Below are 26,157 nucleotides of genomic sequence, written 5' to 3' on the forward strand. Positions count from 1 at the left end.
GCCGAGGCGCTCCAGAGGAGACACGCGGGCCAGTCGGCCAGGTGCTTGAGACGCCAAAAGGAGAGGCTTGGCGGGCCCCGGATCCGGTCAGCCTTGGGCCGGGTCCGGCTTGGTAGGGGGGACAACGAGCACGGTGTTGGCGGGGTCGATGCCGGGGCCGTGGGCCAGGATCGGTAGATCGGCGTAGGCTGCCGTACAGTTAGCGCCAGCCAACTGGACTCTGGCGAGCTGGTAGGCGCCGCGCACAGACTGCCCGTCGGCCAGCGCCGCGTAAAACCGTGCTGCGAAAGCGATCGCGGCCGGATCACCAATACTGCCAGTCATTCCCACGGCTATCGGCACCACTCGCACCAGCTCATCCAATTGCGCCTGGGACTTGCAGGCGTTGAGCACGACAAGGCGCGGCGGCGTGTCGACTGCACCCACCGCCTGCGCGAACACCCCCGCCGGGATCCGGTGGCCCGAGTTGTGAACATCCGAGCCAGTGTCGAACTCTAAAAGGTCCCGGCTGGCGTGCCCGGAAAAACTCACCACATGCGGCCTCTCCCGGCTCAGCCCGTTCAGCAGGTCAGTCAAGGTCGCCGCCGGCAGATGCTCGATATGCAGCCCATCACGGTGCACCGCTGCCCGCACCGCCGCCTTGACCTCACGGATCTCCTCGTCAACCCGAAGATCCCCACGCGAAGACGCTGTCACGTACAACACCCGCAGGACCTCAGGCTGAGGGAAACCCCATCCGGCCGCCATCGCCTGCTCCCATCGCCTCACTGGTCTCGGCACCGATGACCCACATCATCGACCCACCCAAACCGAGGCGACAGCAGATCAAGCAAATAGATCGGGCCAACCCCGGCCATCACCTTCAGCGTAAGACCCCCACAGCACTCCCCGGGGCGGTTTCCGTGGCCCCGCTTCCTCAAGGACCCCTCGGTCGGTTCAAGGGCTTCAGGCCTCCCAATGGAACGGCTCTGGACGGCCGGGCACGGTCCCTGCCTCTCACCGGCCGAGATGGAGGGCCAGCCGGGGTAGACCGAAACCCATGATCTTGCCGCCCTCTCCGCCGACGAGCCCCGGAGCATGCTGATCCCGTTCGTGGAGCTCCCCATCCGACCGGGCAGGACCAGCTGGCGGCTGAGGGCTGTACATCGGGCCACGCCGCGCCCCGTACCGGTCAGGGCGCATGGGAGGCGGTGCTGTGCGCCGGGCCGGGCCGGGCCGGGGCCAGGCTTTGGTTCGTCCGACTGCCTGGAGACGCAGCTCCCCAAGGCTGGGCTTCGCCTTCGCCCCCTTCCAAGTCGCGGCTTTCGGCGTGACGCCTGCCCGCGGCGGCGGGTGGTCTGGTCGAGGCCTGGCGGACGCAGTCGGGGGCGGTCGGGGTCCTCGAGCCAGACGACGTTGTCTCCGTGGGCCAGTTCGCTGTCGCGATCACCTGCGGGTAGGAGCGGATTCCCGCCGGGCTTCAGGACAGGGCTCTTCTCCTTAAGGTCTTCCGCTTCATCGGGGGATGATCAGATCGGTGAGCTGCCCCGCGGTTGGTATCCGCCCGCGGTTGACGACGACCGCGACGAAGATGGCCACGACCGGCAGCAGAGGGATGAGAGCCGCGTCGGGCAAGCCGAGGAACGCTGCGCCAGCCATCACCAGGACGACCGTGAGCCCCACCACGATCCCCCGCAGACGCTCTCTCGGTGCAGCCGGAGTCACGCCTGTGAGGTGGTCTGCGTCGAGAAGGTTGTCAATACGGCCCTCAGCGTAGCGTTCGGCGATGGTCAGAAGCATCACGGTCAAGTCCTCCAGAGCGGGGCCGGGCTTGGAGTCCTGTTGCGCTTCGGCTTGTCGCAGCGCACCTACCACCAGGGCGGCATGTGCCTTGAACTGCCGTTCGTTGTGGCGTCTGGCTCTGGCGCGGCGGGTGCGGTGGGCTCTCCAGATGGCGCGCTCGACCGGCTGCACGGAGACGCGCGGAATCTGGCAGTCTGGCTGGGTTTCCTCCCAGCGCCGCAGAACTGAGGCGCACTGGGCAGCGACCGTCAGCAGGGCCACGACCGGCCAGCAGCGTCGGTCCTCCATGCGGGCGCTGTCCCCGTCTGCGTACCCGGTAAGGCCCTCCAGATCGTAGGCGGCCAGTGTCGTGCCTCTGCCGGAACTGGTCAGGTTCACGCGCTTGATGAACCGCACCTCAGCGATCAGGATCAGGGCCCAGATGAGAATCTCCGTCCCCCTGCTGATCGTGGAAAAGTCCCAGCGGCGCACCGACATCGGCACAGCCACGATGTTGCTGAGCAGTGCCTGCACTACGCCAGGCTGTGGTCCGGGATCCGCGCTCAACCGCAGATGTTCCCAGTCGGCGATGTCATCGATGTGCCCCACGATGTACAGCAGCAGCACAAACCAGATGATCTTGAGCGGCCCGGCCAGGGGCCGAGCGCGCCACCACCGCACGACGTATCCAGGGGCCAATCCGTGGCCGCCCACCCGGTCTCGTATTCGCGGTGGCAGCAGTAGCATCTGCGTCAGAAGCGGAGCAGCTCGAAGCACCCCCGAGTCGGCACGCCATCGCTGCAAGCGCTCCAAGGACGCCGTTCCCCAACGCTGAACTGGTCCAGGAATGAGGAACAGAGCCATTGTGACCAAGACCAACCACGGAGTGACCGCGAGCAGGAAACCGTTCAGCACCTTGACAGTCTCACGCATCCCACCGTCAACATTCCTTGGAATGTAAGAAAGCGACGAAAGCACCTCGTCAGGGCCCGGACTCCCGGTCGGTGCCCTTGCGGTCGTCAGTCGCCAGCTTCATTTCCCGGGGGACCGTCTGCAGACTGCGCGTCAGCACGCTCGGCAGGGGGCATGGGAACGAGCCTGTCCGTGTCGGAAAGCTCCAGTGACCAGTGAATGCCCTCGATCGGGGGGGAGTCGTTGTCGGTGACGATGATCTGCAAGCGGTCGACGTGTTCGGTGGCAGTGCGAAGGAGGCTGGCGTACATCTTGCGAAGGCGTTCAAGGTCAACGCCTTCATGACCGACGTTGCTGCTGATGCCGTCGATGATCAGGATGTTGGGCAGCGGGATATCGTCGTCGCGCAGTGCTACGTGCTGGTGTGCAAGGACGTGAGCGACGTTGACCAGTACCTCAACGCCTTGCGATTGCAGGTCGGCGAAGGGGCGGCCGTCTACGACAGGCATGTATGTCTTCTTGTTGAGGTAGGAGCCTGGCTGGTCGTCGAAGCGGGGCGCGTCGAAGCTGCGGAGGGCGGCTTCGAAAGCTTCGTCGAGTTTCCTCAGGCGTTCGCTGACGGCTTGGTTGCTGTGGCGGGTGGCGTCGATTTTGCTGTTGAGGTCTTCCTGTTCGCGTTCCAGTTCCGCCACCCGTTCGGCCTGACCTGCTAGCCGGTCGTGCAGGGCCAGGCCGTCGTCCAGACGGGCGAGATGCTCTTCAAGTCGGGCCTGCTGGGCCGCGACGCTTCGGATGCGCTCTGCCTGGTCGGTGATGTAGGTGGAGGTCGCTCGGTCCAGTTGGGTACCGAGGTCTGTCCGGTGCTGGGTCTGGGCGGCCAGAGCTGCCTGGAGCTGAGTGAGGCGGCGGGTGCTCCGGGCGATGAGTTCTTCGGTCTCGGTTACTTGCTCGATGACCCTGTCTTGTTCCGCGGCGAGGGAGGACGGCGCTGGCAGGTCGGGGGGAGTCTGCAGGCAGAGGCGGCAGGTGTGCTCGTCTCCCCTGTCCCGCACCCCGGCCCCACAGCGGGGGCAGGTGTGGAACTCGAAGTCGTTGAGGAGCCGCTCGGCCACCAGAGCGCGCGTGAGCCGACGGCTCTGCGCGATGAGCTGTCCGTGCAGTTCCCGGAGGTTGTTGACGGAAACGGCTTCGGCCTCGGTCGCGCCGGCGATCCGGGCGATCTCTCCTTCTGTCTCGGCGATCCGCTCGCGGAGCATGAGGGTGGTCGGCCCGGTGAGGCTGATGTCGCCGGTGAGATGGATGTCTGCTTGACGAACGCTGGCGAGCTCTCGCTCGGTCTCGTGCCGCTCGACTTCCAGCTCGGCGCGGGAGGCGAAGGCGGTGTTCAGGAGGATCCGTTCGAGGGTGTCCGCGTCTGCGGTGAGGGCTGCCAGCTCTGTGGTGACTTCGCGCAGGCGGTCTCGTAGTCCGGCTGCCTCCGGGTCGTAGAGGCCGTAGAGGATCTCGAAAACGTACTTGCGCTTGATGTTCTTGGAGTAGTTGTCCGGGGTTCCGAAGACGGAGGAGTCGATCTCCTTCTGCCTGAGAACGCAGTACATGAGGTAGTCGCTGATGGTGACAGGAACCAGGGGGCTCCTGTCGTCGTTGGGAGCACGTGGGACGCTGAGGCGGGGCAGTTTCAGTGCATCGCGCCACCAGTCACGGAAGGTCGCGTCGTACCCGGCTTGGAGCTGGCTGGCGGGCAGCCTCCAGACTTCCCGGAGGCCTTCGACTTCGGCGATCTCCACCATGGCATTCGGGGTGGTGACCAGGGTGCGGACGATGCGGAATCGACGGTCTCCGACCAGCACAGTGCCGGCAATGGTCCGGCCTCGAAGTTCGGGGACGACGCTCACGTCCGCGCCGAGCAGGGCCCGGAGGCAACTGACAGTGGCGGTCTTGCCGCCGCTCATGGAACCGACGATCGCATTCATGCCGGGTTCGAAGCGGATCGTGCGGCTGGTACCGACCAGGGTGATCTCTTCGATGCGCAGTCTCATATGTGAGTCCCCCAGTCCGCCTCGACGATGTCGGGGAACGTCTCGTAGATCAGGTTCTTCAAGGTAGTGCCGGTCAGGTTGAAGTACCGGCGCAACAACACTGCTCGCTCGCGCACCGGGCGCCAGCTCTCGCTCTCAGCGAGAGCCCACGCGACGTCATGCCCGGCGGCGGTAGTCCGGTAGGTCGCGATAGCGTCCTCGTGTTTGGGCTCGATGAGGCCTTTGCCAGTGAGGGCGCCAAGCAGCGCGTAGTAGGCGGGGTCCCATGGCCCGTACCTGTAGCGGATCATGCTCTGCTCGATCGTTCCGGTGAGCCACGGGTTCTCTCCGGCGTCGACGTTGGGCCGTCGAACGGCCATCAGCTTATTGAAGTGGTCCGGGTAGCGCAGCAGGAAGTCGAGCTTGGCTAGCTTCATACGTCCTTCGATGCCCTTGCTCGCCTTAGTTTCGGAGAAGACGTCGATGAGGAGCAGCAGGCGGGCTTGGGCGTCGGCGGAGGGTGGTCTTGCGGGCGGCACGGCGGTGGTGGGCGCGGTGGCGTTAGGAGGCATCTCGGTCGCTCCCCCAGTCGAACCTGCACTCGTCTGAGATCGCGCATGTCCTGCCCATCAGGAGCACACCGTCTTGGGCATAGAGTGGATGGCGGTCGTACGTGCTGGGATTGGCATCGAACAGGCGCTGCAGCTCGTCGAAGATGGCATCAGCGGGCTGCGGCTGCCCTTTGTGGGATCTGCGGGTACGGCGAGCCAGCAGCAGAAGGCGCTCGTCGAGGTCTGTCTCGATGGCCTGGTCGCCCGGCCAGGCTCCTAGGGCCAGCTCTTTGAAACGGTGACGCTCAGCCTGAGCACGGAGCATCTGCGCCTCCTCGATGACTTCCCTGGACGCAGCGCCCGCTCGGAGCTTGCGGACAAGCGCGGTCTCGGGACCATGCAGTTGCTGGGAAAGATCTTCCAGCAGCACATGATCGGGACGGGTCAGTCGCTGGCGCACGTCGGCAACAGCCGTTGCGCTGATGCGTTTGTTCAGCACAGCCGGGGGCGGACTGTCGAGGACCAAGAGCTCTGTCCACCGGGCTACCGGCAGACCTTGAGTCGCATCGCGAGTGCGCCGGAGCAACTCGATGTAGAGGGCGTTGATCATCGCCATGGTGAGGCCGGGTCCGAGATCGGCTAGCACACGCGTGTTGCGCAGCTCGATGTCACCGCGCCGTGGCAGCGGCCTGATGCGGACCAAGGGAAGGAAGTCGGTGAGTGCGTCCTCTTCAACTTTCAGGTGCGTCGCGACTCGCTCGCGGCACGTCGCGTTGTCTCCACCTTGCCCCTTAAAGGACATTTCATTTGGGGAGCCTGCGGTGGCAGATGAGGGTGGCGGCGAGGGCGGTGAAGGCGAGGAAGTGTTCGGGCTTGCGCTCGTATCGGCGGTGGAGTCGTCGGCATCCGCCAAACCAGGCGATGCTCCGCTCCACCACCCACCGGTGCCGGCCCAGGCGTTCAGAACTCTCCACACCCCGGCGTGCGATGCGAGGCGTGATGCCTCGCGAGCGTAACCATCGTCGCAGGTGGGGATAGTCGTATCCCTTGTCGCCGTGGAGCTTGTCCGGCCGTCGCCGACGGGGTCCACGACGAGATCGGATGGGTGGGATGCCACGGACCAAGGCCTCGAAGGCCTGGCTGTCGTGCAGGTTGGCCGCGGAGATGCCGATCGAGATCGGCAGTCCGTTCCGGTCGACGATCATGTGGATCTTCGAGCCGTTCTTGCCGCGATCGGTCGGATTCGGTCCCGTCAGCTGCCCCCTTTTGTCGCCCGGACACTGACCGAGTCGATCGCGCACCGCGACCAGTCCAGCTCGCCCTGAGCACCGAGTTCGTCAAGGACGAGGCGGTGGAGCCTGGCCCACACGCGGGCCTCGGACCACTCGGTGAACCGCCGGAACGCGGTCACGCCCGACGGCCCGAAGCCGGGCGGCAACTGGTTCCATGTGCATCCTGACGTGGCCACGAAGACGATCGCGGCCAGGACCTCACGGTCGCCGTGCTGGCGTCGGCGCCCGCCGCCCTGCGGGCGAACCGGCGCCGGCGGCACCACCCGCTGGAACAATTCCCACAAACCGTCCGGCACCATCCGCTCAACAATCTGGCTTGCCACTCAGCCAGCATCCCGCAAGATCACACCAAACGAAATAGCTTGTTAGACAGGGCCTGGACCGCCTCGTCGGCTGGGTCGAGATGGCCCTCAAGACCGGCAGTCAGCTGATAGGTCAGGCCGGTGCCCGTTACTGTTTCGTGCGTGCGCCACAAGCTCTTGAGAGGTCCACTCCTGAACACGTCCGTGAGCGTCCAGGGTTCGACGGCATCCCTCGTTTTGATCTGCTGGAAATCCCAGAACACACCGTCAACGCACTGGGAGTCGCCTGTGCGGGCGACGGTTACATCCTCGATGTGCTCACAGGTCACGTGGATGACCGTTCCGCCCGCGAGCATCTCCAGGACTGCTTGCACGGAGATGTGTACCTGATATTCGAACCGCCGCACCGTGACCGACCCTGAGTCATCTGGTGCTTCGGTCTCAATTGGATCAGCCATCGCCCCCCATTTCGTTACTCCACGGGCACGCAGCGTAGGGGATCTGCGATCTCGAGTCGACAGCCAAGGGATCCAGTCCACTTTGTTCGCGGAGCCGGAGGACGGGAGCAAGCCGCCGACCTCCTTCCCTAACTGGCCCTAACAAAGCCTCTGGACGTGCCGGTGGGTGATCAGGCAGACAGCGAGGCCGAGGAAGGCCTCGTGGATGTCGTCGCGTCGTTCCCGCCGGATCCGCAGGCGGCGGAACCCATGCAGCCAGGAGATCGTCCGCTCGACGACCCAGCGGAACGTGCCCAGGCCGGTGCCGTGCGGCTGGCCCCGCTCGGCGATCACCGGCCGGATCCCACGCTGCCACAGAAGCCGCCGGTACTTGTCGTGGTCGTAGCCGCGGTCCGCGAAGAGCTTGTCGGGGCGCTTGCGCGGCCGGCCGACGACTCCCGCGACTGATGGGATCTTGTCCAGCAGCGGCAGCATCTGGGTGACGTCGTTGCGGTTGCCGCCGGTCAGCGACACCGCGAGCGGGATGCCCTGGCCGTCGGTGAGGATGTGGTGTTTGCTGCCCGGGCGTGCGCGGTCGACCAGGCTGGGGCCGCTTTTGGGCCCCTGCGTGCGGCCCGGACGTGGGAGGAGTCGATCACCGCCCGGGACCAGTCGAGCTGGTTCTTCGACCGCAGCTTGTTCAGCAGCAGCTGGTGGAGCTGATCCCAGACGCCGGCCTCGTTCCAGGCCGCAAGGCGACGCCAGCAGGTCATGCCCGAGCCAAAGCCGAGCTCCTGCGGCAGATACTCCCACTGGATGCCGGTGTGCAGGACGAACAGAATGCCGCACAGAGCCTGACGGTCGGGCACTCGCGGCCGCCCTTCCACTTGCTTCGGCGGCGGCTCGGGCAGCAACGGCTTGATCAGCGACCACAGTTCGTCCGACACGATCCACGGCCGCGACTGACGCTTCCCCATGCTCACAACAACGAGCGATCAAGCCGACAGTCACATCATCAAACCGCTTTTGTTAGAGCCAGTAAGCCACCACTGTGCAAGTGGCCCCCTCTGATGGGGCCAGATGATGAGGAGGTTGCCGCAGTGGTGTTTGGGGGATCTCCAGTTCCTCTCGCGGTGCGGGGATGAGGGCGAAGCGGGGGGTGTGATACTTCGCGGCGGTCTTCCCTCCCCAGGCATGGGGATCACCAGCCCTCGGCGTCGTCGCTGATGCCGAGCCCGGGCTCCCCCTGCATGCGCGGGCACCAGGACTCAACGACGCCCACTTCTTCTCCCTCCGGCTTTCGCGAGGCCCAATCTGAAGCCAGACCTGAAAGGGAAGGCACTCCGCGCGCACCCGGGGCCGCCGGATTCGGAACGCGTGGAGACGGGAATGAAATTTCAGTGTGCCGACAAGAAATTTCATGGCCCGCGGCCCCGTCAGCACTCAGAGAGCAGGGTTATCGAGCACGGGTTCGCTCGATCGGACAGCGTCACTCAGTACACGATGCGGAATTGACCGGGGCTGGGCATTAGTGCTCGACTTCGGTCAACTTGACACACGCGCCGCAGAGTTGGGCCGCTCGATAGGAACGTCAGTTCCTTCTCGGGTTTCGGCCCTTGCTGATGGGGTTTTCATCTTCTGGGCCGTTTTCGTGGAGGGGCTGCTGGGCGAGGCGCTAGGTTCGTCGCGCAACACGGAGACCCCCGGTTTCGCGGGCTGACAAACCACTCGCCGGGGGCCTTCCGCCTCACTGCTCTGTTCAGCAAGAAAGGGACTTCTCTATGAATGGCAGCGTTTCCGGCGGCCGCGAGAGGCCGACGGGTTGTCACCGTAGCAATGTGCGTAGGTCTGGGCAGGCAGTGCGTGCCTGGGTTGGCACGTGGCTGCTCTCGGCCTTCGTCGCGCTGGTGGTCGTGCCCCTCGTCTTGATCACTCCCGCGTGGCAGAACCCCGCCGGTGCCTCGGTTGCCGTGGCAGCGCTGAGCGGGGTGCTGGCGGCACCCGCCTGCCTGGCGCGGCACGGCCGCCGCTAGCAGCGGTTGCTGCTGTGCGGCCGGGCGCGCTGCCTGGCCGCACAGCACTACCGAGGGCTGCTTTCTCCTGGTGTTTGTGCCAGCGGGCGATGGGGTTTCGGGCAGAGGGGTGGTCGAAAAGGATGCGAGAAGCACACAAGGGCGAGGAGCCCGGCCGGGGAACATGCGAGAGCTGCGGGAAGGCGTTCGTGCGGGCGCGGGCGGGACGTAAACGCCGTTACTGCAGCCGTAGTTGCCGCCGCAGGGCGCAGCGGCGCCAGGCCTCTATGCCGGCTGCGGCGGAGTATGCGTTCCCCACCGGTCTGAGTGTGGCCCAGGGGCTGCAGGAGGCAGTGACCGCGGTGTTGGAGGGCGAGCACGCCCAGGTGGACTTGGCGGAGCTGATGGCGCGCGTGCGCCGGGTCACCGAGGAGGTGGAGTGCTATCAGGCCGCGGCGATCAGCGATGCGCGGGCCCGCGGGATGGGATGGGAGGAGGTGGGGCAGGCGGCGTTCATCGCTGCGGTCACGGCGCGGGCGCGGTGGCGTACGCCCGAAGTCGCGCGCCTGTTCCAGCGGCGCCGCGTACAGCAGGCAAGCCTGGGCGCGGAGTCGACCCCTGTGGTGCCGGCGGCGCGGCAGAGCGTCGATGAGGTGGCATCGGCCAAGGCCCGCGGCACGCGGAGTCTGACGGGGGCGCTGACCTTCCTGCTGCGTCACTCGGGACTGACGATCAAGGAGGCCGCGGGGCGCAGCGAGCTCTCCGCGTCGTATGTCTCGCGGATCATGGCCGGCGAGCGGGTGCCGACCTGGCCGGCGGTGCAGGCCCTGGTGCAGGTGCTGGGAGGGGTGCCCTTGGACCTGTACGCGCTGTGGGAGGCGGCCCAGGGAGTGACACGGCCTTCACGGCCGCCGCTGGATGAGGCCGTGGAGAATCTGGGGGCCGCGTTGCGCGGCGCCTACCTGGCGGCGGGATGCCCCCCCTACGAGCACGTCAGCGCGCTGACCGACGGGGTCGTGGACGCGAGCATCGTCGAGGGGGCGCTGCTGGGGCGTGTGGTGCCGTGCTGGGAGACCACCAGTGCGCTGCTGAGTGCGCTGCAGGCACCTCCGGGTGATGTGCGGGGGCTGTGGGACGACGCCAACTACGCCTTCCTGGTCTGTCTGCAGATGCCGCTGCAGGACGGTCCTGGCCCGTTCAGTGACCTGCCCTCGCGTCCTCCCTTCAGCCCGGGCCCCTTTCGTGCGTGACCGTCACCAGGAAGATCCCATGCCGATCTATCGCCCCCACACCGACACCTGGACGGCTCCCCCGGGATGCGCCGGCTCGCCGGGCAGCGGGGCACCTCCTTCGGTGGTGATCCATCTGCCGGTGGCCTACACGGCGTTCTGTCTCCAGCACCACCCCCTCTACCTGCGCTATGCCATCCACCACCTGGGTGATCGCGAGGCGGCGTGCCGCTGCGTGGAAGGCGCCTTGGGGGAACTGGTCATGATGTGGCCACGCGTCATGGGCAGCGCCCGTCCCTGCGCCGTGGCCTGGCAGGTGCTGCGCACGCGGGTCGCCGCCGCACAGAGGTCCGCGGGTGCGCTGGCGCCGTCCACGGTGTTGCCGGCTCTCCAGGCGGACACGGTCGTCCTGCGCCACGGCCTCGGACTGCCGGTGACGGTGATCGCTGCGGTGATGGGGCTCGACGAGGGGACGGTGACCAGCCACTTGCGCTGTGCGGCGCGCGCTGGCCGCCGGGCCCACGCCGGGGGGCGTGCGCCTGGCACGGTGGCCGAAACCGCCCGCGGTGCCTCCGGCTCACCCTCACGGGGCCTTCCGCCCCCCTCGATAACCTCCCTACGATGACCTCTCTCAGCAGTCTGCGGGCTGGCTGACCGGGACGAGGGGACGCGCATGGGCGGCGAACAGCGGTGGCCTGTCGGAACCGACCCCGAAGTGCCCAGCGTGGCGCGCATGTACGACTTCCTGCTGGACGGCCGCGACAACTACCAGGCCGACCGCGATGCGTGCACCGCCCTGTTGGACGTGGTTCCCAGCATGAAGGACCTCGCCCTCAACAACCGGCAGTTCCTGCGCCGCGTCGTGCACTACCTCGCCGCCGAGCAGGGCATCACCCAGTTCATCGACCACGGATCGGGCCTGCCCACCCTCGATAACGTCCACCAGGTCGCCCAGCGCATCGACCCGGCGGCCAGCGTGGTCTACGTCGACAACGACCCGATCGTGCTGGCCCACGGCCGGGCCCTGCTCGGCACCAATGCGCACACGGCCGTCCTGCAGGCCGACATGCGGGACACCAAGGCAATCTTCGAACACGAGGAGACCCGCCGGCTCATCGACTTCGAGCAGCCGGTGGCCGCGCTGTTCGTGTCCGTCCTGCACTGCATCCCCGACCAGGACGACCCCGCCGCCCTCATCCGCGAGGTGACCCAACGGCTCACCCCGGGCAGCTTCCTGGTCATCTGCCAGCTCACCAGCCCCAATCCCGAGGTGCGGCAGTACGTCACCGACTTCATGGACCACGCCACCCAGCACCACTGGGGCCGGGTACGCGAACAGCACGAGGTACGGGCCTACTTCGACGGCCTGGACATCCTCGACCCACCCGGACTGGTAGAGGTCTCCACCTGGATGCCCGACAACGAACTCGTCCGGCGCCAGCGCACCTTCGAATGGGAAGAGTGGGGCGGCGTCGCCCGCGTCCCCCAGCGAGGCCACGACAGCTGAAGACGTCGCCACGCCACGCACCTCTGCCTATTGAAGCTGGATCACAGGCGGTCGCGCTGCTGCTTGAGCCAGGCAACGGACTCGTCCGGCGTCCTGATCTGCGTCGCCAGCCGGTCCAGCCGCACCAGATACTCCTCGACCTGCTCGGGGTCCTGGTGGAAATCCGCACTGGCCAGCTGCTCGACATAGACGGCATCCGGCAGGTCAGCGAGCCCGAACCGCAGGTAGGTGACGTTGCTGGCGAGCGGCGCTTTCACCATCATCTGTGGCGCAGCTACCTGGATCGCCACCTCACCGCGCTCCGCACGCTCGATCACCCGCTCGATCTGGGCACGCAGCACCTCGCGGTCTTCCACCGAGTGCGCAAAGACGCCCTCGTGCACCGCCATCCACAGATCGGGCGCGTCACCCAGTTCACGCTGTGCTGCGAACTGGGCCTGGCGGGCCATGCGCAGCTCGACAGTCTTCTGTACCTCGCCTTCGGGCCGGTCCGGCCATTCGGCGCGGATCACCGCAGCGGCGTAGTCCGCTGTCTGCAACAGACCGGGTACGTAGAAGGGCTCGTAGATACGGATGCGCTGAGCGGCCCCTTCCAGAGCCAGCAGCGGAGCGAAGAAGTCCTTCACCGTGGTGCGCCACGGCTTCCAGTATTCGGGCCGCTGCGACTGCTCCAGCAGCTCCAGGAACTGCTCCACATGCCGCGGCTCGTGCACCCGGTACAGCGCCAAAAACGCCCGGGCGTCGTCCGGATTGCAGCCCAGGTTGCCGTGCTCAATCTTGTTGATCTTCGGGATGGAGAAGCCCAGCCGCCCGGCCACCTGCTTGGGGGTGAGTGCGCAGGCCTCGCGCAGCTGACGCAGCTTTCCTCCCGCGATGATCTTCAGGGCCGACGGGTGCCCCAGCGCCCGCCCCATCCCCGCCAGCGGAAAGATGTTCTGTGGCACGGGGGCGCAGTACGGGGGTATGGGCGAGGGGAAGTTCACTCCGGGCGCGGACATGCACAACTCCTGGGGAAGAAAGGGAACCCCAGTATCCCCGCGCCCCCCGAGCCCGGAGCGAAACCCTTATCCCGGCAGGCAGATTCAGCCAGTCACGAAATCGAACTCCCCTTCCCGAGCCCCCGCAACGAACGCTTCAGCCTCCCGCGCCGTGAACACCAACGCCGGCCCCTCGGGGAAACGGGAATTACGCACAGCCATGCCGCCGCCCGCCAGGACCGCCACCTCCACACAGGAGCCGTCACCATTGCTGTGGCTGCTCTTCACCCACGCCGCCCCCTCGATACTGCTCGCACAGACCCCGTTCTCGATGCCGTCCACCCGTCGCACCCCTTCACTCGATTCGCACACGCGTCCATATTCACGGGAAGCCCGCCTGAAATTCCGTCTGAAATTTCATGCCGCCCCGCACGCGTGACCGTAGTCTCAAAACAACAGCACACCAGCAGCGTTCGAAGAGAAATCCTCAACGGGAGTGCCCCAGCCCATGGCACACACGCCCCACCACTCCAACCCCACCGCCCCGCCCACCCCGCCGCACACCGCCCCCCAGGTTGGCTCGGACCTGCCCCCCTGCCTCAGCCGAACGAGTGAGACAGGATCCCATGGCCTCGAACTGGGCCTGAGCCCCGCCGTGTTCGCCGCACACCAATTCGACGCCATCCCGATCAGCGTCCCCCACTCCCGCACCTTCCTCATGCGCTGCCTCACCCGCTGGCGCCTGGCCACCCTGAACCACACCTTCACCGACAACGCCCTCCTCATCGTCAGCGAACTCACCACCAACGCCGTCCTCCACACCCAGCCACCCCCACCCCCAACCGACCACCGCCAGTTCTGGCTCGCCCTGCACATGCAACCCACCGCAGTCATCTGCGCCGTCACCGACCCCAGCCCCACCCCACCCCACACCCCCGCCCCCGACCTGTGGGCAGAGACCGGACGAGGACTCCACCTCGTCACCACCCTCGCCACCACCTGGGGCTGGACCCCCACCCCGCCCCCCGGCAAAACCATCTGGGCCCGCCTCGCCCTCACCGGCTAACCCGCCAACACCGCCTGCCCAGGCTCGTGCGGACATGAACGTGGGCGCGGTGCTGGACGGCGGCCTGGCGAACCGGTCCGCCGCACAGAGCAAGCCGTGACGTCAGCCGTGACGCGTCGACCCGCTCTCGATATAGCCGGAACTTCACGGCCAACGTCACACTGCCGCCTAAAGCACATCGGACCACGCGGATCGAGGACGGGGACCGTTTGGTCCTCCCCGCACACACCGCAGCGTCGCAGGCACCGTCGCCCTGCCCCGCGAAGTCGACGCGGCGCTCCCCACGGACACCGCGTGACCGTCTCCACCGACAAGACCTTCACGCGGAAGGCTGGTCTGTCGCCTTCCGCCACCTAGCCCGTGTCGCCAGCTCCGGTGCCGTCACACGGCTCCTGGGCTAAAGCTCGTGATCCCGACTGTCGAGCCGTCAGTCCGTGCGGGCGGCGGACGCGCACGGACGCTGGGGCGTACACACCCCGGCCCGCCGCACTCGCCTCGGGCTGACCCCACTCGCGGCCTCCACTGCGGAGCAGGAGGGAAGAAAGTGGGCAACGTCGAGTCGGGCCACAACGGCAGGCGCCGACGCCCACTCCAATGAGTAGCGTGCGCGCAGATGCCCCGGGACGGATCGTTTTTGCGGTGAACCTTGCCGTCCACTCGGCGGAGCCGGGCTCGAGCCTGAGCACACTGGTGCCGACGTCCGTGCGAAACGCGGCCGGTGCCGCAAGAGGCGAACGTTCGAGAGGGGCCTGTATGTCACGGTGGACACTACGTGCGGCCAGCAACAGCGCCCGGCGGAAGAGCACTCCGCCCGGCTTGGGGAGCGAGGAGCCTTCGAAGAGAAGGTGGTGGAAGTCCCGGTCGGAGTGGGGGCCGTGGGAGCAGAAGGAGGGGCTTCGCGCGCGCATCGCGGAGCTTGAGGTCGTGGTCACCACGTTGGGGAAGCGGGCGCAGTCAGATCCCGAGAGAAGGGACTGGGCGCGGCCTTTCGTGACAAAGGCGCAGGAGGAGCTGGACAAGGCCAACAGGGCGCTCGCGCACAACAATCATCCGGTGATGCGGCGGTCGGCGCACCTCGGTGTTGCGCAGGCACACGTCGACAGTGCCCTGAACATGATGGTGTGTGCGGCGTCCGCAGCGGACATCAGAGCGCTGCTTCCCCAGATGGTCGCGCTGGTGGACGAGCACCTCGGACTCGGCGATCCGCAGCGGATCCGCGTCGCGGAGATCGCACGCGAGTTCCGGGACGATCCGGATCGGGTACTCAACTCGAGCGAGCGCGCTTTCCTCGCTGAGACTGTCAGTCTCGCCAGGCGGCTGCTGCGCAAGGAGACACTCCGTGTGCGGAGCTTCGTGCGGATCGTCCGTGCCGTGACGCTTGGTGTGGCGATCGCCGTGGTCGCGATCGCGGTACTCACCAATATTTGGGAGGACGCAGTCCCGCTCTGCTTCGTCCCGGAATCCAAAGCGCAGTATCGGATCGTCTGCCCGACCATGAGTGGAGACCTCACGTCGGTGGAGCCGACCAACGCCCAGATCGCGCATATCGCGAGGGCCCAGGACTATCTCCTCATCGAAATCGCCGGTATGGCGTCCGCAGTGATCGCCTCTGCGGCAGCCCTGAGACGCATGCGTGGCACCGCGCTGCCATACGATGTGCCGGTCGTCCTCGCCTGTCTCAAGATCCCCACCGGTGCCCTGACCGCCGTACTCGGCCTCCTGCTCATGCGTGGCGGGTTCGTTCCCGGGCTCAGCGCACTGGACTCCACCCCGCAGATCATCGCCTGGGCCCTCGTTTTCGGGTACTCCCAGCAGTTGTTCACCAAGTGGGTCGATACCCAGGGACAAGCCCTGCTGGACGCTGTCCACGGCCCGAACAGTCTCACCTCGCCACCACCATCATTGCCACAGGCCGGGGTCGCGAGCTTGTGACGCCGACGCCAGCGCAACGCGACAGCATCCCCTCGCGCCGTAGCACTCGTTCCGACTGTGGAAGGTGCCGACGTCCGCATACCCCTAGGCGATGACGGTGGCGAGCTGGCGAGCTGGCGAGCCAGACTGGCATCGAGAGAGGATGACTTCGCCGGGCAGCATGCCAGCAAACGCCGGGGCTGCGGCCGGCCCGTCCCGCCCAGGCCTACCCAGCCCCGACCGCAGGAGGCCACAGCCCTGCGCAGCCCCACAAGGTGTTGAAAGCAGGCCAGCGCAGCGCGATACGGACCGACTCCCCTGAACAACCCGGTGGCGACGGATCCTTGGCCATCAAGCACACGTGTCACAGAGCCAGCCAGGGACCGCGCGTACGGGCGTCAGCGGGCGCGGGTGACGCTGATCTGCTCCTCTGGACAACGCGTCAGCGTCTCACTCAGAGCGGCTTGTTCGCTGGGGTCGACGGTCAGTCCCCAGCGGACCTTGTCGGCCACCCAGTCACTGGCGTACTGGCAGCGGTAGCCCGCGAACGGCGGCAGCCACGTGGAAGGATCCTGGTCTGCTTTGCTGCGGTTCGACTTGGCCGACACCGCGATCAGAGCACGGTCGTCGCCGAGGTCGTTGGCGTAGGCCTCGCGCTCCTGCGCACTCCAGGCGGAGGCGCCCGAATCCCAGGCCTCGGCCAGCGGGACCAGGTGGTCGATGTCGAGCTGGCGGGCATCGGTGAAGTAGACGTCGTCGTAGGGCGAGTACCAGGATCCCCCGCTCAGAGCACATTGGGGGCCCTGCACGGGAGCTTCGAGGGCTTCGGCTTTGAGGACTTCCTGGCGGGTGTTGCAGCCGTCCTTGTCCGCATCCACCCAGTGCCGGAACTTCGTACGCACGTAACCGGCCCGGTCCTCGTCCTGGACCGGCAGCGAGGCCAGAGCATCCCGCACGGCGAGGGTGACCGTGTCACCGGGCGCAGCGGCCCGGCCAGGGGCAGCGTCAGCGGCGGCGGCCGGGCTGAGCAGAGCGGCGAGCGCGGTCAGGGTGGTGACGGCAAGGCAGGTCCTGGTGAAACGCATACCGGTGGCCTTTCGGAGATCACAAATGCAGTCGTGATCTTCGTACCGGTCACCGACACCCCACGTCGATGCCCCGGACGACCCGTTCACCCGGGCGAGCGGTAAGTCGTCCCATCACACAACACACCCACGTAACCCCACATACCAGACGGGAGTTACTCCCGGGTATGGACACGAGCCGGGACGACCACATCCGCATTTCCCACGACGAGGCGCAGGACATCGTCGACGTGCTGCGCCACTTCGCCGAGCACTGCGACGGCAGCGACGAGTGGGCCTGGCAGGCTGAAAACCTGGCCCAGAACCTCGCCCGCCGCCTGCCCACCCGTCAACCAGCAGGCGATTAAAGCCTGTCGTTGGCCGGGATCACGAAGCGGGGTGGAGACTGCTTGCCCGGAGCGGGAAAGAAAGGGTTCCAGATGAGCAGTACGGTGGTTCCGCTGGTGATCGCGTTCCTGGGTATCGTCGGCACGCTCGCCTCAGGGCTCATGACGCAGCGGCTCGCCGAGAAGACCAAGTCCAAGGAGTGGGACCACTCCGAGCGGCAGCGTGCTGAGGAGCGGCAGCTCGAGACGAAGCGGGCGACGGCGGAGGCTGTTCGGGCCTGCTGCGTCATGCTGAACACCGCTTCCCTGGAGTACCACTCCGAGCTGAACACCTTCTGGTACGCGCTGCGGGCCAGCCACGTCACCGACGCCCTCCGGTCGCGTCTGGACGACGCGCGGCGCGAGCACCGGGCACGCTACTCCGAAGCACAGATGCAGATCCCGGACGACGTGCTCGCCGCTGCCGACACTGTCCACCGAAGGCTCAATCGGATCTACGGAGTCCTCAAGCGCCTCGACGGCGGAATCCCACCGCACCAGGAAGGCGAGTCCCTCGAGCAGGTCCACCCCCAGATCGTGGGGCTCTGGGACCAGCTCAGCGACATGCGCCGCATCATGCGACGCAGCCTCGGCCTCCCACCCCACAGCCCAGACGGGACGGAGGCTGCGGGTCCAGAGGATCACCCCATGTAAGTGCCAGTCCGACGAGGCAGCTCGAAGGTGCCTGCCGTAGCGAGTGGCCAGTCGTCGTCCGTCCAGCAGCCGTACGGTCGTCAAGCACAGACAGCAGCGCCTGAGAGTCAAGAGAACGACAGCGGACGACGAGGCCCAGGGTGCGTACGGTGCCCACAGCAGCCACGAACAGGTGTGATCGCAAGGTACGTTCGCTGAAGCCCCGAGCGGGACAGCGGGCCGTCGGGATGCACGGGGCCTGCATGACAGAGAAGATGCGGCTCGGTGTTCCTAGGAATCTCCCGGGGAGGGGCGCCGACCCAGCCGCTGGGCGCGTTGGTCTCCGACCGCGTTCGCCATGGCGGTCAGCAGGTGCCAGTCGCGCCCCCTCCTCCCGCAACTGCCTGGCCGTACGCCGGAAGCCGGGGTCCGTGGCCAGCGAGGGAGGGGCGTGACGCACGGGTCTGGTGCACGATCGGGTGACATCTGAACTGGCTTGCCCTGTGGGGCGGGTGGGAAGGATGTCGCTGTGCCCAAGCCTTATCCGCAGGAGTTCCGCGAGGACATCGTGCGGGTCGCGAGGAACCGTGGCCCGGGCGTAACGGTCGAGCAGGTGGCCGCCGACTTCGGAGTGCATGCGATGACGCTGTGGAAATGGATGCGTCGCGCGGACATCGACGACGGGACCAAGCCCGGAACGACTAGCCAGGACAACGCGGAACTACGGGAAGCACATCGGCGGATCAAGCTGCTGGAGCAGGAGAACGAGGTCCTGCGCCGGGCTGCGGCCTACCTGTCACAGGCACACCTGCCGGGAAAAGGATCTACCCGCTCGTGAAAGAGCTGGCCACGGGCGGAATTCCCATCACGGTCACGTGCAGGGTTCTGAGACTTGCCCGCCAGCCCTACTACCGCTGGCTGGAGCGGCCGGTGACCGATGCCGAGTTCGAGCAGGCCACACGCGCGAACGCGTTGTTCGACGCTCACCGCGAGGACCCGGAGTTCGGCTACCGATTCCTGGCCGACGAAGCCCGCAGCGTGGGATCCGGCATGGCCGACCGGACCGCATGGCGGATCTGCCGGGACAACAACTGGTGGAGCGTGTTCGGCAAGAAGCGCGGCAGAAACAAGAAGGCCGGCCCGCCGGTGCACGACGACCGCGTCCGCCGAGACTTCACCGCGACCGGACCGAACCGGTTGTGGCTCGCCGATATCACCGAACACGCCACCCGCGAAGGGAAGTTGTATCTCTGCGCGGTCAAGGACGTCTTCAGTAAGAGGATCGTGGGCTACTCCCTCGATGAGCGGATGAGGTCCCGCCTGGCCGTCACAGCCCTCAACAACGCTGTCGCCCGGCGTGGACACGTCGACGGGTGCATTCTGCACAGCGATCGCGGGTCGCAGTTCCGGTCACGGAAGTTCGTCCGGGCCCTCGACCGGCACGGGATCGTCGGCTCGATAGGAAGGGTCGGGGCGGCAGGCGACAACGCGGCCATGGAGTCCTTCTTCAGCCTGCTGCAGAAGAACGTCCTCGACCGCCGATCGTGGGCCACCCGCGAGGAACTGCGGATCGCAATCGTGACCTGGATCGAGAGGACCTACCACCGGCGCCGCAGACAAGCCTCGCTCGGTCGGCTGACCCCCGTCGAGTTCGAGACCGTCATGACCCCACCGGCCCTCCAGGCCGCGTGACCGAACCTGTCACCCAAACCTGCACCAGACCCACCCTCTAGGTGTATTGCCGCGTAGCGTTGTTGATGCGGGTGATGGGTGGTTGGCCGTTGAGTGCGGTGTGGCATCGGTGGTGGTTGTAGGTGTGGAGGAAGTCTGCCAGGGCTTGGGTGCGTTCGGTGTTGCTGGTGTAGGGCTTGAGGTAGGCCCATTCATCGAGCAGGGTGCGGTTGAAGCGTTCGACCTTCCCGTTGGTCTGCGGGCGGTAGGGGCGGATGCGCTTGTGGGTGATGCCCGCCGTGGCCAGGCTCTGGGCGAAGAGCTTGGACTTGTAGCAGGAGCCGTTGTCGGTCAGGACCCGTTCGACGGTGATGCCGTGACGGGTGAAGAACGTGTGGGCCCGCTGCCAGAAGGCAACGGCGGTTTCTTGGCGTTCGTCCGTCAGGACTTCGCTGTAGGCGAGGCGGGAGTGGTCGTCGACCGCGGAGTGGATGTAGCTGTAGCCGATCACCGGCTTGCAGTTCTTTCGCCGGCCGGTGGTGGCGAGTTTGTTGTCCATCGCCTCACGTCGGTCCATGATCCGGTGGCCGCCGCCGTCGGGGATGTTGCCGAGTTTCTTGATGTCGACGTGGACGACTTCGCCCGGCCGGTCGCGTTCGTAGCGCCGGATCGGCTCGCCGGTCGGCCGGTCCAGCCAGGCCAGGCGGTTCAGGCCGTGCCGGACCAGCACCCGGTGGACGGTCGAGGCGGGAAGGCCGAGGATCGGCCCGATCCGTGCCGGGCCGAGTTTGCGGTCCTGCCGCAGTCGGCACACCTCGTCCTCGAGGGCGGGCGGAGTGCGGCGGGGGGTGGTCCAGGGCCGGCTGGACCGGTCGTGCAGCCCTTCCTCGCCCTCCGCCCGCCGTTGGTTCACCCACTTGTGGGCGGTGGCCCGCGAGATGCCCATTTCGGCGGCCAAGTGCGCGACGGGACGGCCCGAATCGACACGTTGAACCAGCAGTCGTCTGCCGTGAAGGGTCAGCCGGGCGTTACGGTGGGACACGAAGGCCTCCGTGCGGTGTGTTCCTAGACAGCTCCCACCACACCGGAGGTCTTCGCCATGTTCAAGACCCCACACGTGTCAACAACGCTCGTGATCAATACACCTAGAAGACGGCACACATCCCACGGTCACTGCACTCGCCGGGGCGGGTGGGGCAGGGCCACCCGGCTGGCAGTGCCGGCGCATCGCTGGCGGGCATGGACAAGAACCACCGGCTGAGTAAGCTCCTGCGGGCTTGACGCGCGCTGGTGCACCCCGAGGACCACGGGATGCCCGCGGGAAAGCGCCGCACCCCTGGTCTGCGCCGGGAGGAGGTCGCCGTCCTCGCCTGGGTGAGCACCGACTACTACGTGCGGTTGGAACAGGGAGTCGAACGCAATCCCTCACTTCAGGTCCAAAGGGCCCTGGCGGCCGCGCCCAATCCCCCACCAGGCGGGCGCCCCTGGGCCGGTGCCCGGGAGTACGCCGACGCACACCATTGCCGTACCTGGAAACGGCACCCTTCCTCAGCAGCCGTCCACGGCCCGGCCAACTTCTCTACCAACAACCTCAGATGCATCGTAGAGACACCCGTAAACAACGGATTTGCCAACACCGGCCGTTCAAGCATGCCCCTCATGACCAGGGCATGCCCGCCCGCTACCACGCGCCCACTCATCAGGGGTTCGGCCCCATGCTGTCGTCGGTGCCGTGGGCGCGTTTAAGGACGGCGCGCAGTACAGGACGGCGTCGAGTCTGCGCGGTTCCCGAGACGGTGTCATGATCCCGTTCTGCGGCCTCCGCCTCCGCTACGTAGTTCGGGTCGGTTGTGGGGATGCGCGCGCCCGGGCGAGCGGTGACTTTGTACCGGGATTCCGCTGCGCGGGATGCAGGCCAGGCCTGGATGAGATGCCGCTCCTGCAGCGCCGGATCTTCGCAGGAGGCAGTATCGCGGCCGACGGCGTGGAATCTGAATCGCCACCACCGGAAATGCTCTGGTCCACCCAGCAGTGGGACACTCACCACGTCGTCGGTGATCGCATCACCGGCCATCGGGCCCAGGCCGGGGAAGAACAGACTCACCTCGACAACATCATCCCAGCCGTCAACATCGAGTGGTGGCTCGGAGAGGGATACAGCGAAGACGACCTCTACCTCACCGTAGGGAGCGCCCGTAATCACCGCGGCGTAGGTTCCCTCGGCGTTGACGGAGACCAGCCCGTTGCCCGTGAGACGCTCGGCGATCTGCCGCGACGGAGGCTCGGCGTCGGTGTTGAACAGCGCATATTGGTGATGCGAGACACTGACCTGCACGGTTCGGTCCGCCTTCACCCTAAACTCCCTGCGATCATTCACCGGGTTACGCGAAGGCCCTGCGACAGAAGCGTCCGCAGGGCCCGCGACCATGCTGACGTCCAGAGTCAGACTTGCACCCAGAAGGCGTCATTGTCCAAAAGACGCTGCTGCTTCTGGAACGCGTTGATGCGGCCGCCCTGAGCGTCCTGTTCATCGGCGGGCACCCAGGCGATCCCCCGACTGCTGGCCGGCAGAGCTGTGCCGCCTTCCTTGGTGGTGGCGAAGGGATACTCGTCGCATGACAGGTTCGGGGCCGGCGGGGCCTGACCGCCGCAGACCGCTCGCCGGTTGGCGTCGGCCTTCGTGCGGTCGGCCTCCCGATGCAGCGGAAGGCCGGAACCTTGCCTCCCGTAACCTCCCCTGGCCTGGACGGTACGGATGTTCGTCGCGATCCACTTCAGGCTCTTCATCGTCATCAGCGTCGGTGTGTACGCAGGGAAGACGCAGCCGGCTCGCTGGGTCCGGCGGGTGTTGTCCCGGCTCCAGAACGTATCGTCACAGCGGAAGGACTCCGATGCGTAGGTGCTCTGGTCTATGGAGTATCCACCGGGCTTGGTGAAGGTCAGAGTGTAGCTCGCGTTCGTTGTGTCCCGCTGGTGCTTGGCCACCGTCTCCGTGTAGTAGACCTTGCCGGAGATGTCCCGGGCTCCCAGGACACGCTGCTGCGGGAATCTGTTGACGGTTGTGCATGTCCCGCCACAGGTCGCCGCGAGTCCCACACGGATGCCGTTTGCATCCCTGTACAGGTGGACGTCAGTGATCTTGATGGTCTCCGACCACTTGAGTGACTTGGTGTTCAACTTCATCTGATGCGTCACGTTGAAGGAGAACAGGCCTACTAGACGTGCGCCGTTGAACACGTACCCGATCGCTTCCTGCACGATGCAGGATTCGTTCCGGCTGAAGTTGGACCTGCCCGCCGCACACGCCACGTTGGCCTGCTGCACAGCGGTGACTTCACTGACACTGCTTCGGATCGACAAGGCCGTGGCGGGCGCTGCCTGGGCCGGGGCGATCACTGACCCGGCCAGGGCGAACGCCGCTACTAGGGCGATCACGATGGGGCGTAACTCAAGGCGTCTCACGTCGCTTCCCCCTTAGCGACCGCCGCCTGGGTCTTTATACTCATCGCCGTTGCAGCGAGTGCAGTGGCTCCCAGGGCCATTCTGCGTTTCATCGTCTTGGTCCTCCCTCTCAGAGACAACCGCCGGGGCCGCGTGCCTGTTTCGGTTCTGCGCAGCCTTGAGTGCCTACGCTGGTGAGGCTGCCGGGCGGGCCTGAGTCCCGCGTGCGGCTGGCCTGCGCCCAGAATGGCGAGGGTGATGGCACCCGTACTTGGCATTGCGTGCACAGTGGTTGTCGATTCGTGCACGCCGTCGGCAACGGGTTTCTGCAGTTCGTCGCGGTGGCCCTCTCCCAGTGACCTGAGTTGCTGATGCGTCGGCAGTAGCTGGCGAGGCTGCCGAGGATCTAATCGGCGGTCTTGTGCCAGACGTATGGGCGGGGGTTGGTGTTCCAGTCCTTGATCCAGCACGGATGTCGCGCCCCAGTGCGGGGACGGAACGGTGCACGCTGCGGTAGAGCTTCTTGCAGGTGAGCTCGGCGAACCACCGCTCGACCAGGTTCAGCCAGGATCCGGCCGGGGTGGAGTGCAGGTGGAAGCGGGGCGATCAGATGGCGGATCTCGGTGAGCTTGGCGTGCACCACCCGCACCTCGTACTCCTGCAACTCATCCGGATCCGACGTGAACTGGTACCCATCGGCCCGGGAGAACCGCAGAGGAGCCCACCCCATCCGCGCGGCCTCATCGCGCAGCATCGCCAGGCCCGAGCGGAGCTGGCTGCGCGTACCCTCCGTCGCACGCATGAGCTGCGGCAGCTCCAAGCCCGCGGGCCTGGCTTCCATGAGCGTCCTGCGGATCGCCTCGGCATGCCCCCGCGCCGCATCCCCCCGGTGCCGGGAGCGGCCTGGCATGGCTACTCGCCCCGCAGCAGCCGGGCCAGTTCCTCGTCCGGCGCCCACCTCGTCGCCCCCGTCCGCTCCGGCGCCAGGGTCGAGAACGGCGTCCTGGTCGAACGCGAGGAGGCCGCCGCGGCCTGATCAGGTGACAGCCCCGGGGGGAAAGCAGTTGCCGCGCGCCGGGCGCCCTGCTCGAATCGCCCCCGTGGACACCTACTTGGAAACAGGTCGCATGACGCTTCGCCGCTTCAGCGAGGCAGACGTCGACGACTTGGCCGCCTTGCACGGTCACCCCGACGTCATGCGGCACATCGACAACGGCCGTCCCTTGCCCAGGGCAGTCGTCGTGCAGCAGCAGCTCCCGCGCATCCTGCGCGAGTACGACGATCTCCCGAGCGGACAGGGCTGCTTCGTTGCGGCGGAGAAGTCGTCCGGGAAATTCCTCGGGTGGCTCTCACTGCGACCCGCGGCGAGCGTCGGCCTGAACGGCGGAACGGAGCTGGGCTACCGCATGCTTCCCTCCGTCTGGGGCCTGGGCTATGCCACCGAAGGCGCGCGGGCACTGGTGCATCACGCGTTCGCCGAGCTGGAGGCGGACCTGATCGTGGCCACCACGATGACGGTCAACGCCGCCTCCCGGCGCGTCATGGAAAAGGCGGGGTTGTCCTTGATCCGCACATTCTTCGAGGAATGGCCGGAATACATCGACGGGGCTGAGCACGGTGATGTGGAGTACGCGATCACCCGCGAGACCTGGGCTCAGCAGCGCGACCAGCAGTCATCACCAGAGCCGATCCACAGGTCTTGACAATAGCTCCCGCCGAACCACTACGGCACGTTTCCAGCCAGCGGCCGTCCTCGATGGGGAGCAGTGTTGCCCCCTGGCCCGGGCTGCGCGAGCGAGGGTGGGGCTGGATGCTGACAAGGGGAGAACGCTTCGGTGCCAGGCGGCGCCTGGAAGACCCTGGTGGCATGGACCATCCCGGAGTCGACGCTCTCCTCATGGACGTCGGGCAGTCCGAGGTTCGTGAGGGGGCGGTGCACCAGGTGTCCGTACCCGATGGTTGTTCGGTGTCGTCGAGGAACCAGCGGATCGCACTGTCGGGCATGTGGACGCCGGTGCAGTCGGTGGCGGTGGCGGTGGCCCACAGCCGCACGGGGCTGCCGGCGGGGACGGAGAGGTCGGCGCGCGGCCACAGTACGGCGGCGTCGGGTGGGCGGCGGGGTATCTCGACGGGTACCGCCGGGGAGTGCGCGGTGTGGAAGCCGTACCACCCCGTGCCCCTCGCCACCGTCTCGCAACTGGCAGGTGCCCGCCCTGGCGGGTACGGCGGCGGCCGTACTGCACACCCGTCACAAGACCGGGGCCGCCTCCCGCACGCTCCCTACCGGCGCAGGCCGGCAGGGAACTTAAGCAGCCGGGGAATGAGTAGCTGAACCCATGCGGCGCAGCCGGGCACGGCATGACGATGGGCACATGACCAATGTCAACGCCGTGACACGAACCCGCGCTCCCCTGGGCACCCTGGCCGCCGCAGTCGTTCTGGTCGCCGCCGTGCCCGTCGCCACGTGGTGGCTGACCGGGCAGCAGAACGCGCAAGGATTCGCGCCGTCCGAGCTGGACTACGCCGTTCGTCCCCTCGCCCTCGGGCCGGGGCTCGAAACGGCATTGGGCGCAGTCGCACTGGCGTTGGCCGGCGTTTCGGCGGGGGCCCTGTTGCGCGCCTCCTGGCAGGAGCGGTTCGACCCACGCTGGTGGCAGGTCGTCCTGCCGCTACTCGCCGCTGGAATGCTGCTCGGCGTGGGCTGGCGGATCCTCACGGCTGGGGTTATCGGCGCCAACATCGGCGCGGGCTTCGTCGTCCTGCTCGGGGACCCCGCCGTCGCCGCGCTGGTGCTCTGGGCAGTGGGCTGCGGGCTGGGGCTGCGCTTCTCAAAGGCGGCCCCCACCCGCACCCGCACCCGCCCGACCCCTTAACACCTTCGGCACCAAAGCAGGACGCCTCCACAGACTGCCACCTGGCCGACCACCCACACAGCCGATCCCGACCCCACCACGGACACCATGACGACCGACGGGGGGACACGCCAG

26 protein-coding genes and 2 pseudogenes are annotated in these 26,157 nt (G+C 66.9%); 13 read left to right on the plus strand and 15 right to left on the minus strand.

The features are described 5' to 3' along the window. Positions 1-87: 87 nt before the first annotated feature. The 8 genes from BX283_RS00890 to BX283_RS00925 form a co-directional block, all read right to left on the minus strand. Positions 88-747, minus strand: coding sequence for a CHAT domain-containing protein (locus BX283_RS00890; protein WP_143676322.1), 660 nt, complete (start codon positions 745-747; stop codon positions 88-90). Positions 748-1,494: 747 nt separating this feature from the next. Further along, a complete protein-coding gene (locus BX283_RS41215) occupies positions 1,495-2,388 on the minus strand; it encodes a hypothetical protein (protein WP_257581641.1) in 894 nt (297 codons plus the stop codon). 392 nt (positions 2,389-2,780) lie between these two features. Then, complete coding sequence (locus BX283_RS00900) at positions 2,781-4,712, minus strand: hypothetical protein (protein ID WP_101385781.1); 1,932 nt, start codon at positions 4,710-4,712, stop codon at positions 2,781-2,783. Then, a complete protein-coding gene (locus BX283_RS00905; RefSeq protein ID WP_143676323.1) occupies positions 4,709-5,263 on the minus strand; it encodes a hypothetical protein in 555 nt (184 codons plus the stop codon). The genes BX283_RS00900 and BX283_RS00905 overlap by 4 nt, the downstream gene beginning before the upstream one ends. Beyond that, a complete protein-coding gene (locus tag BX283_RS00910) occupies positions 5,253-6,044 on the minus strand; it encodes a hypothetical protein (protein ID WP_101385783.1) in 792 nt (263 codons plus the stop codon). The genes BX283_RS00905 and BX283_RS00910 overlap by 11 nt, the downstream gene beginning before the upstream one ends. 1 nt (position 6,045) lies before the next feature. Further along, positions 6,046-6,833, minus strand: a protein-coding gene (locus tag BX283_RS00915; RefSeq protein ID WP_373979516.1) for an IS5 family transposase whose coding sequence is annotated in 2 segments (ribosomal slippage) — positions 6,046-6,500 and positions 6,500-6,833 — 789 coding nt in all. Because the reading frame shifts where the segments join, the coding sequence is not laid out codon by codon here. A gap of 44 nt (positions 6,834-6,877) precedes the next feature. Further along, positions 6,878-7,294, minus strand: coding sequence for a dsDNA nuclease domain-containing protein (locus tag BX283_RS00920; RefSeq protein WP_101385785.1), 417 nt, complete (start codon positions 7,292-7,294; stop codon positions 6,878-6,880). A 138-nt stretch (positions 7,295-7,432) separates the two neighbouring features. Further along, positions 7,433-8,250, minus strand: a protein-coding gene (locus tag BX283_RS00925) for an IS5 family transposase (RefSeq protein ID WP_257581644.1) whose coding sequence is annotated in 2 segments (ribosomal slippage) — positions 7,433-7,899 and positions 7,899-8,250 — 819 coding nt in all. Because the reading frame shifts where the segments join, the coding sequence is not laid out codon by codon here. Between the two features lie 882 nt (positions 8,251-9,132). Here BX283_RS00925 and BX283_RS40300 point away from each other — a divergent pair. The 4 genes from BX283_RS40300 (at position 9,133) to BX283_RS00940 (ending at position 12,021) form a co-directional block, all read left to right on the plus strand. After that, positions 9,133-9,306, plus strand: a complete 174-nt coding sequence (locus BX283_RS40300) for a hypothetical protein (RefSeq protein ID WP_180356984.1) — start codon at positions 9,133-9,135, stop codon at positions 9,304-9,306. Between the two features lie 332 nt (positions 9,307-9,638). After that, a complete protein-coding gene (locus BX283_RS00930; protein ID WP_180356985.1) occupies positions 9,639-10,535 on the plus strand; it encodes a helix-turn-helix domain-containing protein in 897 nt (298 codons plus the stop codon). 19 nt (positions 10,536-10,554) lie between these two features. Beyond that, a complete protein-coding gene (locus BX283_RS00935; protein ID WP_101385787.1) occupies positions 10,555-11,139 on the plus strand; it encodes a hypothetical protein in 585 nt (194 codons plus the stop codon). 48 nt (positions 11,140-11,187) lie between these two features. Continuing rightward, the gene (locus tag BX283_RS00940; RefSeq protein WP_101385788.1) at positions 11,188-12,021 is read left to right on the plus strand and encodes an SAM-dependent methyltransferase; all 834 of its coding nucleotides are present in this window, start codon (positions 11,188-11,190) and stop codon (positions 12,019-12,021) included. 41 nt (positions 12,022-12,062) lie between these two features. Here the strand turns inward: BX283_RS00940 and BX283_RS00945 are convergent, their stop codons facing one another. Further along, positions 12,063-12,965, minus strand: coding sequence for a helix-turn-helix transcriptional regulator (locus BX283_RS00945; RefSeq protein ID WP_180356986.1), 903 nt, complete (start codon positions 12,963-12,965; stop codon positions 12,063-12,065). Between the two features lie 138 nt (positions 12,966-13,103). Beyond that, on the minus strand, positions 13,104-13,340 hold the full coding sequence (locus BX283_RS00950) for a DUF397 domain-containing protein (RefSeq protein ID WP_101385790.1): 237 nt from the start codon (positions 13,338-13,340) through the stop codon (positions 13,104-13,106). 166 nt (positions 13,341-13,506) lie between these two features. Here BX283_RS00950 and BX283_RS00955 point away from each other — a divergent pair, with 166 nt between their 5' ends. After that, on the plus strand, positions 13,507-14,064 hold the full coding sequence (locus tag BX283_RS00955) for an ATP-binding protein (protein WP_107503660.1): 558 nt from the start codon (positions 13,507-13,509) through the stop codon (positions 14,062-14,064). 924 nt (positions 14,065-14,988) lie between these two features. Then, a complete protein-coding gene (locus BX283_RS00960) occupies positions 14,989-15,996 on the plus strand; it encodes a hypothetical protein (RefSeq protein WP_143676324.1) in 1,008 nt (335 codons plus the stop codon). A 377-nt stretch (positions 15,997-16,373) separates the two neighbouring features. Here BX283_RS00960 and BX283_RS00965 read toward each other — a convergent pair whose 3' ends face one another. Further along, the gene (locus BX283_RS00965) at positions 16,374-17,060 is read right to left on the minus strand and encodes an HNH endonuclease family protein (RefSeq protein ID WP_101385793.1); all 687 of its coding nucleotides are present in this window, start codon (positions 17,058-17,060) and stop codon (positions 16,374-16,376) included. Positions 17,061-17,227: 167 nt separating this feature from the next. Between BX283_RS00965 and BX283_RS00970 the strand changes: the two genes are divergently transcribed. The 3 genes from BX283_RS00970 to BX283_RS00980 all read left to right on the plus strand — a co-directional run bounded on the left by BX283_RS00970 (position 17,228) and on the right by BX283_RS00980 (position 19,750). Further along, positions 17,228-17,407: a hypothetical protein gene (locus BX283_RS00970; protein ID WP_101385794.1), complete on the plus strand. Its 180-nt coding sequence runs from the start codon at positions 17,228-17,230 to the stop codon at positions 17,405-17,407. A 72-nt stretch (positions 17,408-17,479) separates the two neighbouring features. Continuing rightward, positions 17,480-18,079 (plus strand): hypothetical protein, encoded by a 600-nt coding sequence (locus BX283_RS00975; protein ID WP_101385795.1) that lies wholly within the window; start codon positions 17,480-17,482, stop codon positions 18,077-18,079. A gap of 508 nt (positions 18,080-18,587) precedes the next feature. Beyond that, a protein-coding gene (locus tag BX283_RS00980; protein ID WP_101385796.1) for an IS3 family transposase occupies positions 18,588-19,750 on the plus strand; the annotation gives its coding sequence in 2 pieces (ribosomal slippage) (positions 18,588-18,872 and positions 18,875-19,750; 1,161 coding nt in all). 37 nt (positions 19,751-19,787) lie between these two features. Here BX283_RS00980 and BX283_RS00985 read toward each other — a convergent pair. Beyond that, the gene (locus BX283_RS00985) at positions 19,788-20,771 is read right to left on the minus strand and encodes an IS481 family transposase (protein WP_101385797.1); all 984 of its coding nucleotides are present in this window, start codon (positions 20,769-20,771) and stop codon (positions 19,788-19,790) included. 269 nt (positions 20,772-21,040) lie between these two features. On the opposite strand from BX283_RS00985, the pseudogene BX283_RS00990 reads away from it, so the two are divergent. Then, positions 21,041-21,187 (plus strand): annotated as a pseudogene (locus BX283_RS00990) (helix-turn-helix domain-containing protein); the annotation flags it as partial. 241 nt (positions 21,188-21,428) lie between these two features. On the opposite strand, the gene BX283_RS00995 reads toward BX283_RS00990, so the two are convergent. The 3 genes and pseudogenes from BX283_RS00995 to BX283_RS01005 all read right to left on the minus strand — a co-directional run. Then, the gene (locus BX283_RS00995) at positions 21,429-22,082 is read right to left on the minus strand and encodes a hypothetical protein (RefSeq protein WP_101385798.1); all 654 of its coding nucleotides are present in this window, start codon (positions 22,080-22,082) and stop codon (positions 21,429-21,431) included. 89 nt (positions 22,083-22,171) lie between these two features. Then, positions 22,172-23,191, minus strand: coding sequence for a NucA/NucB deoxyribonuclease domain-containing protein (locus BX283_RS01000; protein WP_143676325.1), 1,020 nt, complete (start codon positions 23,189-23,191; stop codon positions 22,172-22,174). A gap of 385 nt (positions 23,192-23,576) precedes the next feature. Beyond that, positions 23,577-23,773: pseudogene (locus BX283_RS01005) on the minus strand (IS630 family transposase); the annotation flags it as partial. Between the two features lie 262 nt (positions 23,774-24,035). On the opposite strand from BX283_RS01005, the gene BX283_RS40305 reads away from it, so the two are divergent. The 3 genes from BX283_RS40305 to BX283_RS01020 all read left to right on the plus strand — a co-directional run bounded on the left by BX283_RS40305 (position 24,036) and on the right by BX283_RS01020 (position 26,043). Beyond that, positions 24,036-24,206 (plus strand): hypothetical protein, encoded by a 171-nt coding sequence (locus tag BX283_RS40305; RefSeq protein ID WP_180356987.1) that lies wholly within the window; start codon positions 24,036-24,038, stop codon positions 24,204-24,206. Between the two features lie 64 nt (positions 24,207-24,270). Next, positions 24,271-24,873 (plus strand): GNAT family N-acetyltransferase, encoded by a 603-nt coding sequence (locus tag BX283_RS01015; RefSeq protein ID WP_101385800.1) that lies wholly within the window; start codon positions 24,271-24,273, stop codon positions 24,871-24,873. A 669-nt stretch (positions 24,874-25,542) separates the two neighbouring features. Continuing rightward, a complete protein-coding gene (locus tag BX283_RS01020; protein WP_143676326.1) occupies positions 25,543-26,043 on the plus strand; it encodes a hypothetical protein in 501 nt (166 codons plus the stop codon). Positions 26,044-26,157: the final 114 nt, after the last annotated feature.

Source organism: Streptomyces sp. TLI_146, assembly GCF_002846415.1.
Classification (GTDB): Bacteria; Actinomycetota; Actinomycetes; order Streptomycetales; family Streptomycetaceae; genus Streptomyces.

Coding starts and splice junctions, on each gene's coding strand:
- BX283_RS00890 (WP_143676322.1), bottom strand. CDS start 747: ATGGCGGCCGGATGGGGTTTCCCTCAGCCTGAGGTCCTGCGGGTGTTG.
- BX283_RS00900 (WP_101385781.1), bottom strand. CDS start 4,712: ATGAGACTGCGCATCGAAGAGATCACCCTGGTCGGTACCAGCCGCACG.
- BX283_RS00905 (WP_143676323.1), bottom strand. CDS start 5,263: ATGCCTCCTAACGCCACCGCGCCCACCACCGCCGTGCCGCCCGCAAGA.
- BX283_RS00910 (WP_101385783.1), bottom strand. CDS start 6,044: ATGTCCTTTAAGGGGCAAGGTGGAGACAACGCGACGTGCCGCGAGCGA.
- BX283_RS00920 (WP_101385785.1), bottom strand. CDS start 7,294: ATGGCTGATCCAATTGAGACCGAAGCACCAGATGACTCAGGGTCGGTC.
- BX283_RS00935 (WP_101385787.1), top strand. CDS start 10,555: ATGCCGATCTATCGCCCCCACACCGACACCTGGACGGCTCCCCCGGGA.
- BX283_RS00940 (WP_101385788.1), top strand. CDS start 11,188: ATGGGCGGCGAACAGCGGTGGCCTGTCGGAACCGACCCCGAAGTGCCC.
- BX283_RS00955 (WP_107503660.1), top strand. CDS start 13,507: ATGGCACACACGCCCCACCACTCCAACCCCACCGCCCCGCCCACCCCG.
- BX283_RS00965 (WP_101385793.1), bottom strand. CDS start 17,060: ATGCGTTTCACCAGGACCTGCCTTGCCGTCACCACCCTGACCGCGCTC.
- BX283_RS00970 (WP_101385794.1), top strand. CDS start 17,228: ATGGACACGAGCCGGGACGACCACATCCGCATTTCCCACGACGAGGCG.
- BX283_RS00975 (WP_101385795.1), top strand. CDS start 17,480: ATGAGCAGTACGGTGGTTCCGCTGGTGATCGCGTTCCTGGGTATCGTC.
- BX283_RS40305 (WP_180356987.1), top strand. CDS start 24,036: ATGCCCCCGCGCCGCATCCCCCCGGTGCCGGGAGCGGCCTGGCATGGC.
- BX283_RS01020 (WP_143676326.1), top strand. CDS start 25,543: ATGACCAATGTCAACGCCGTGACACGAACCCGCGCTCCCCTGGGCACC.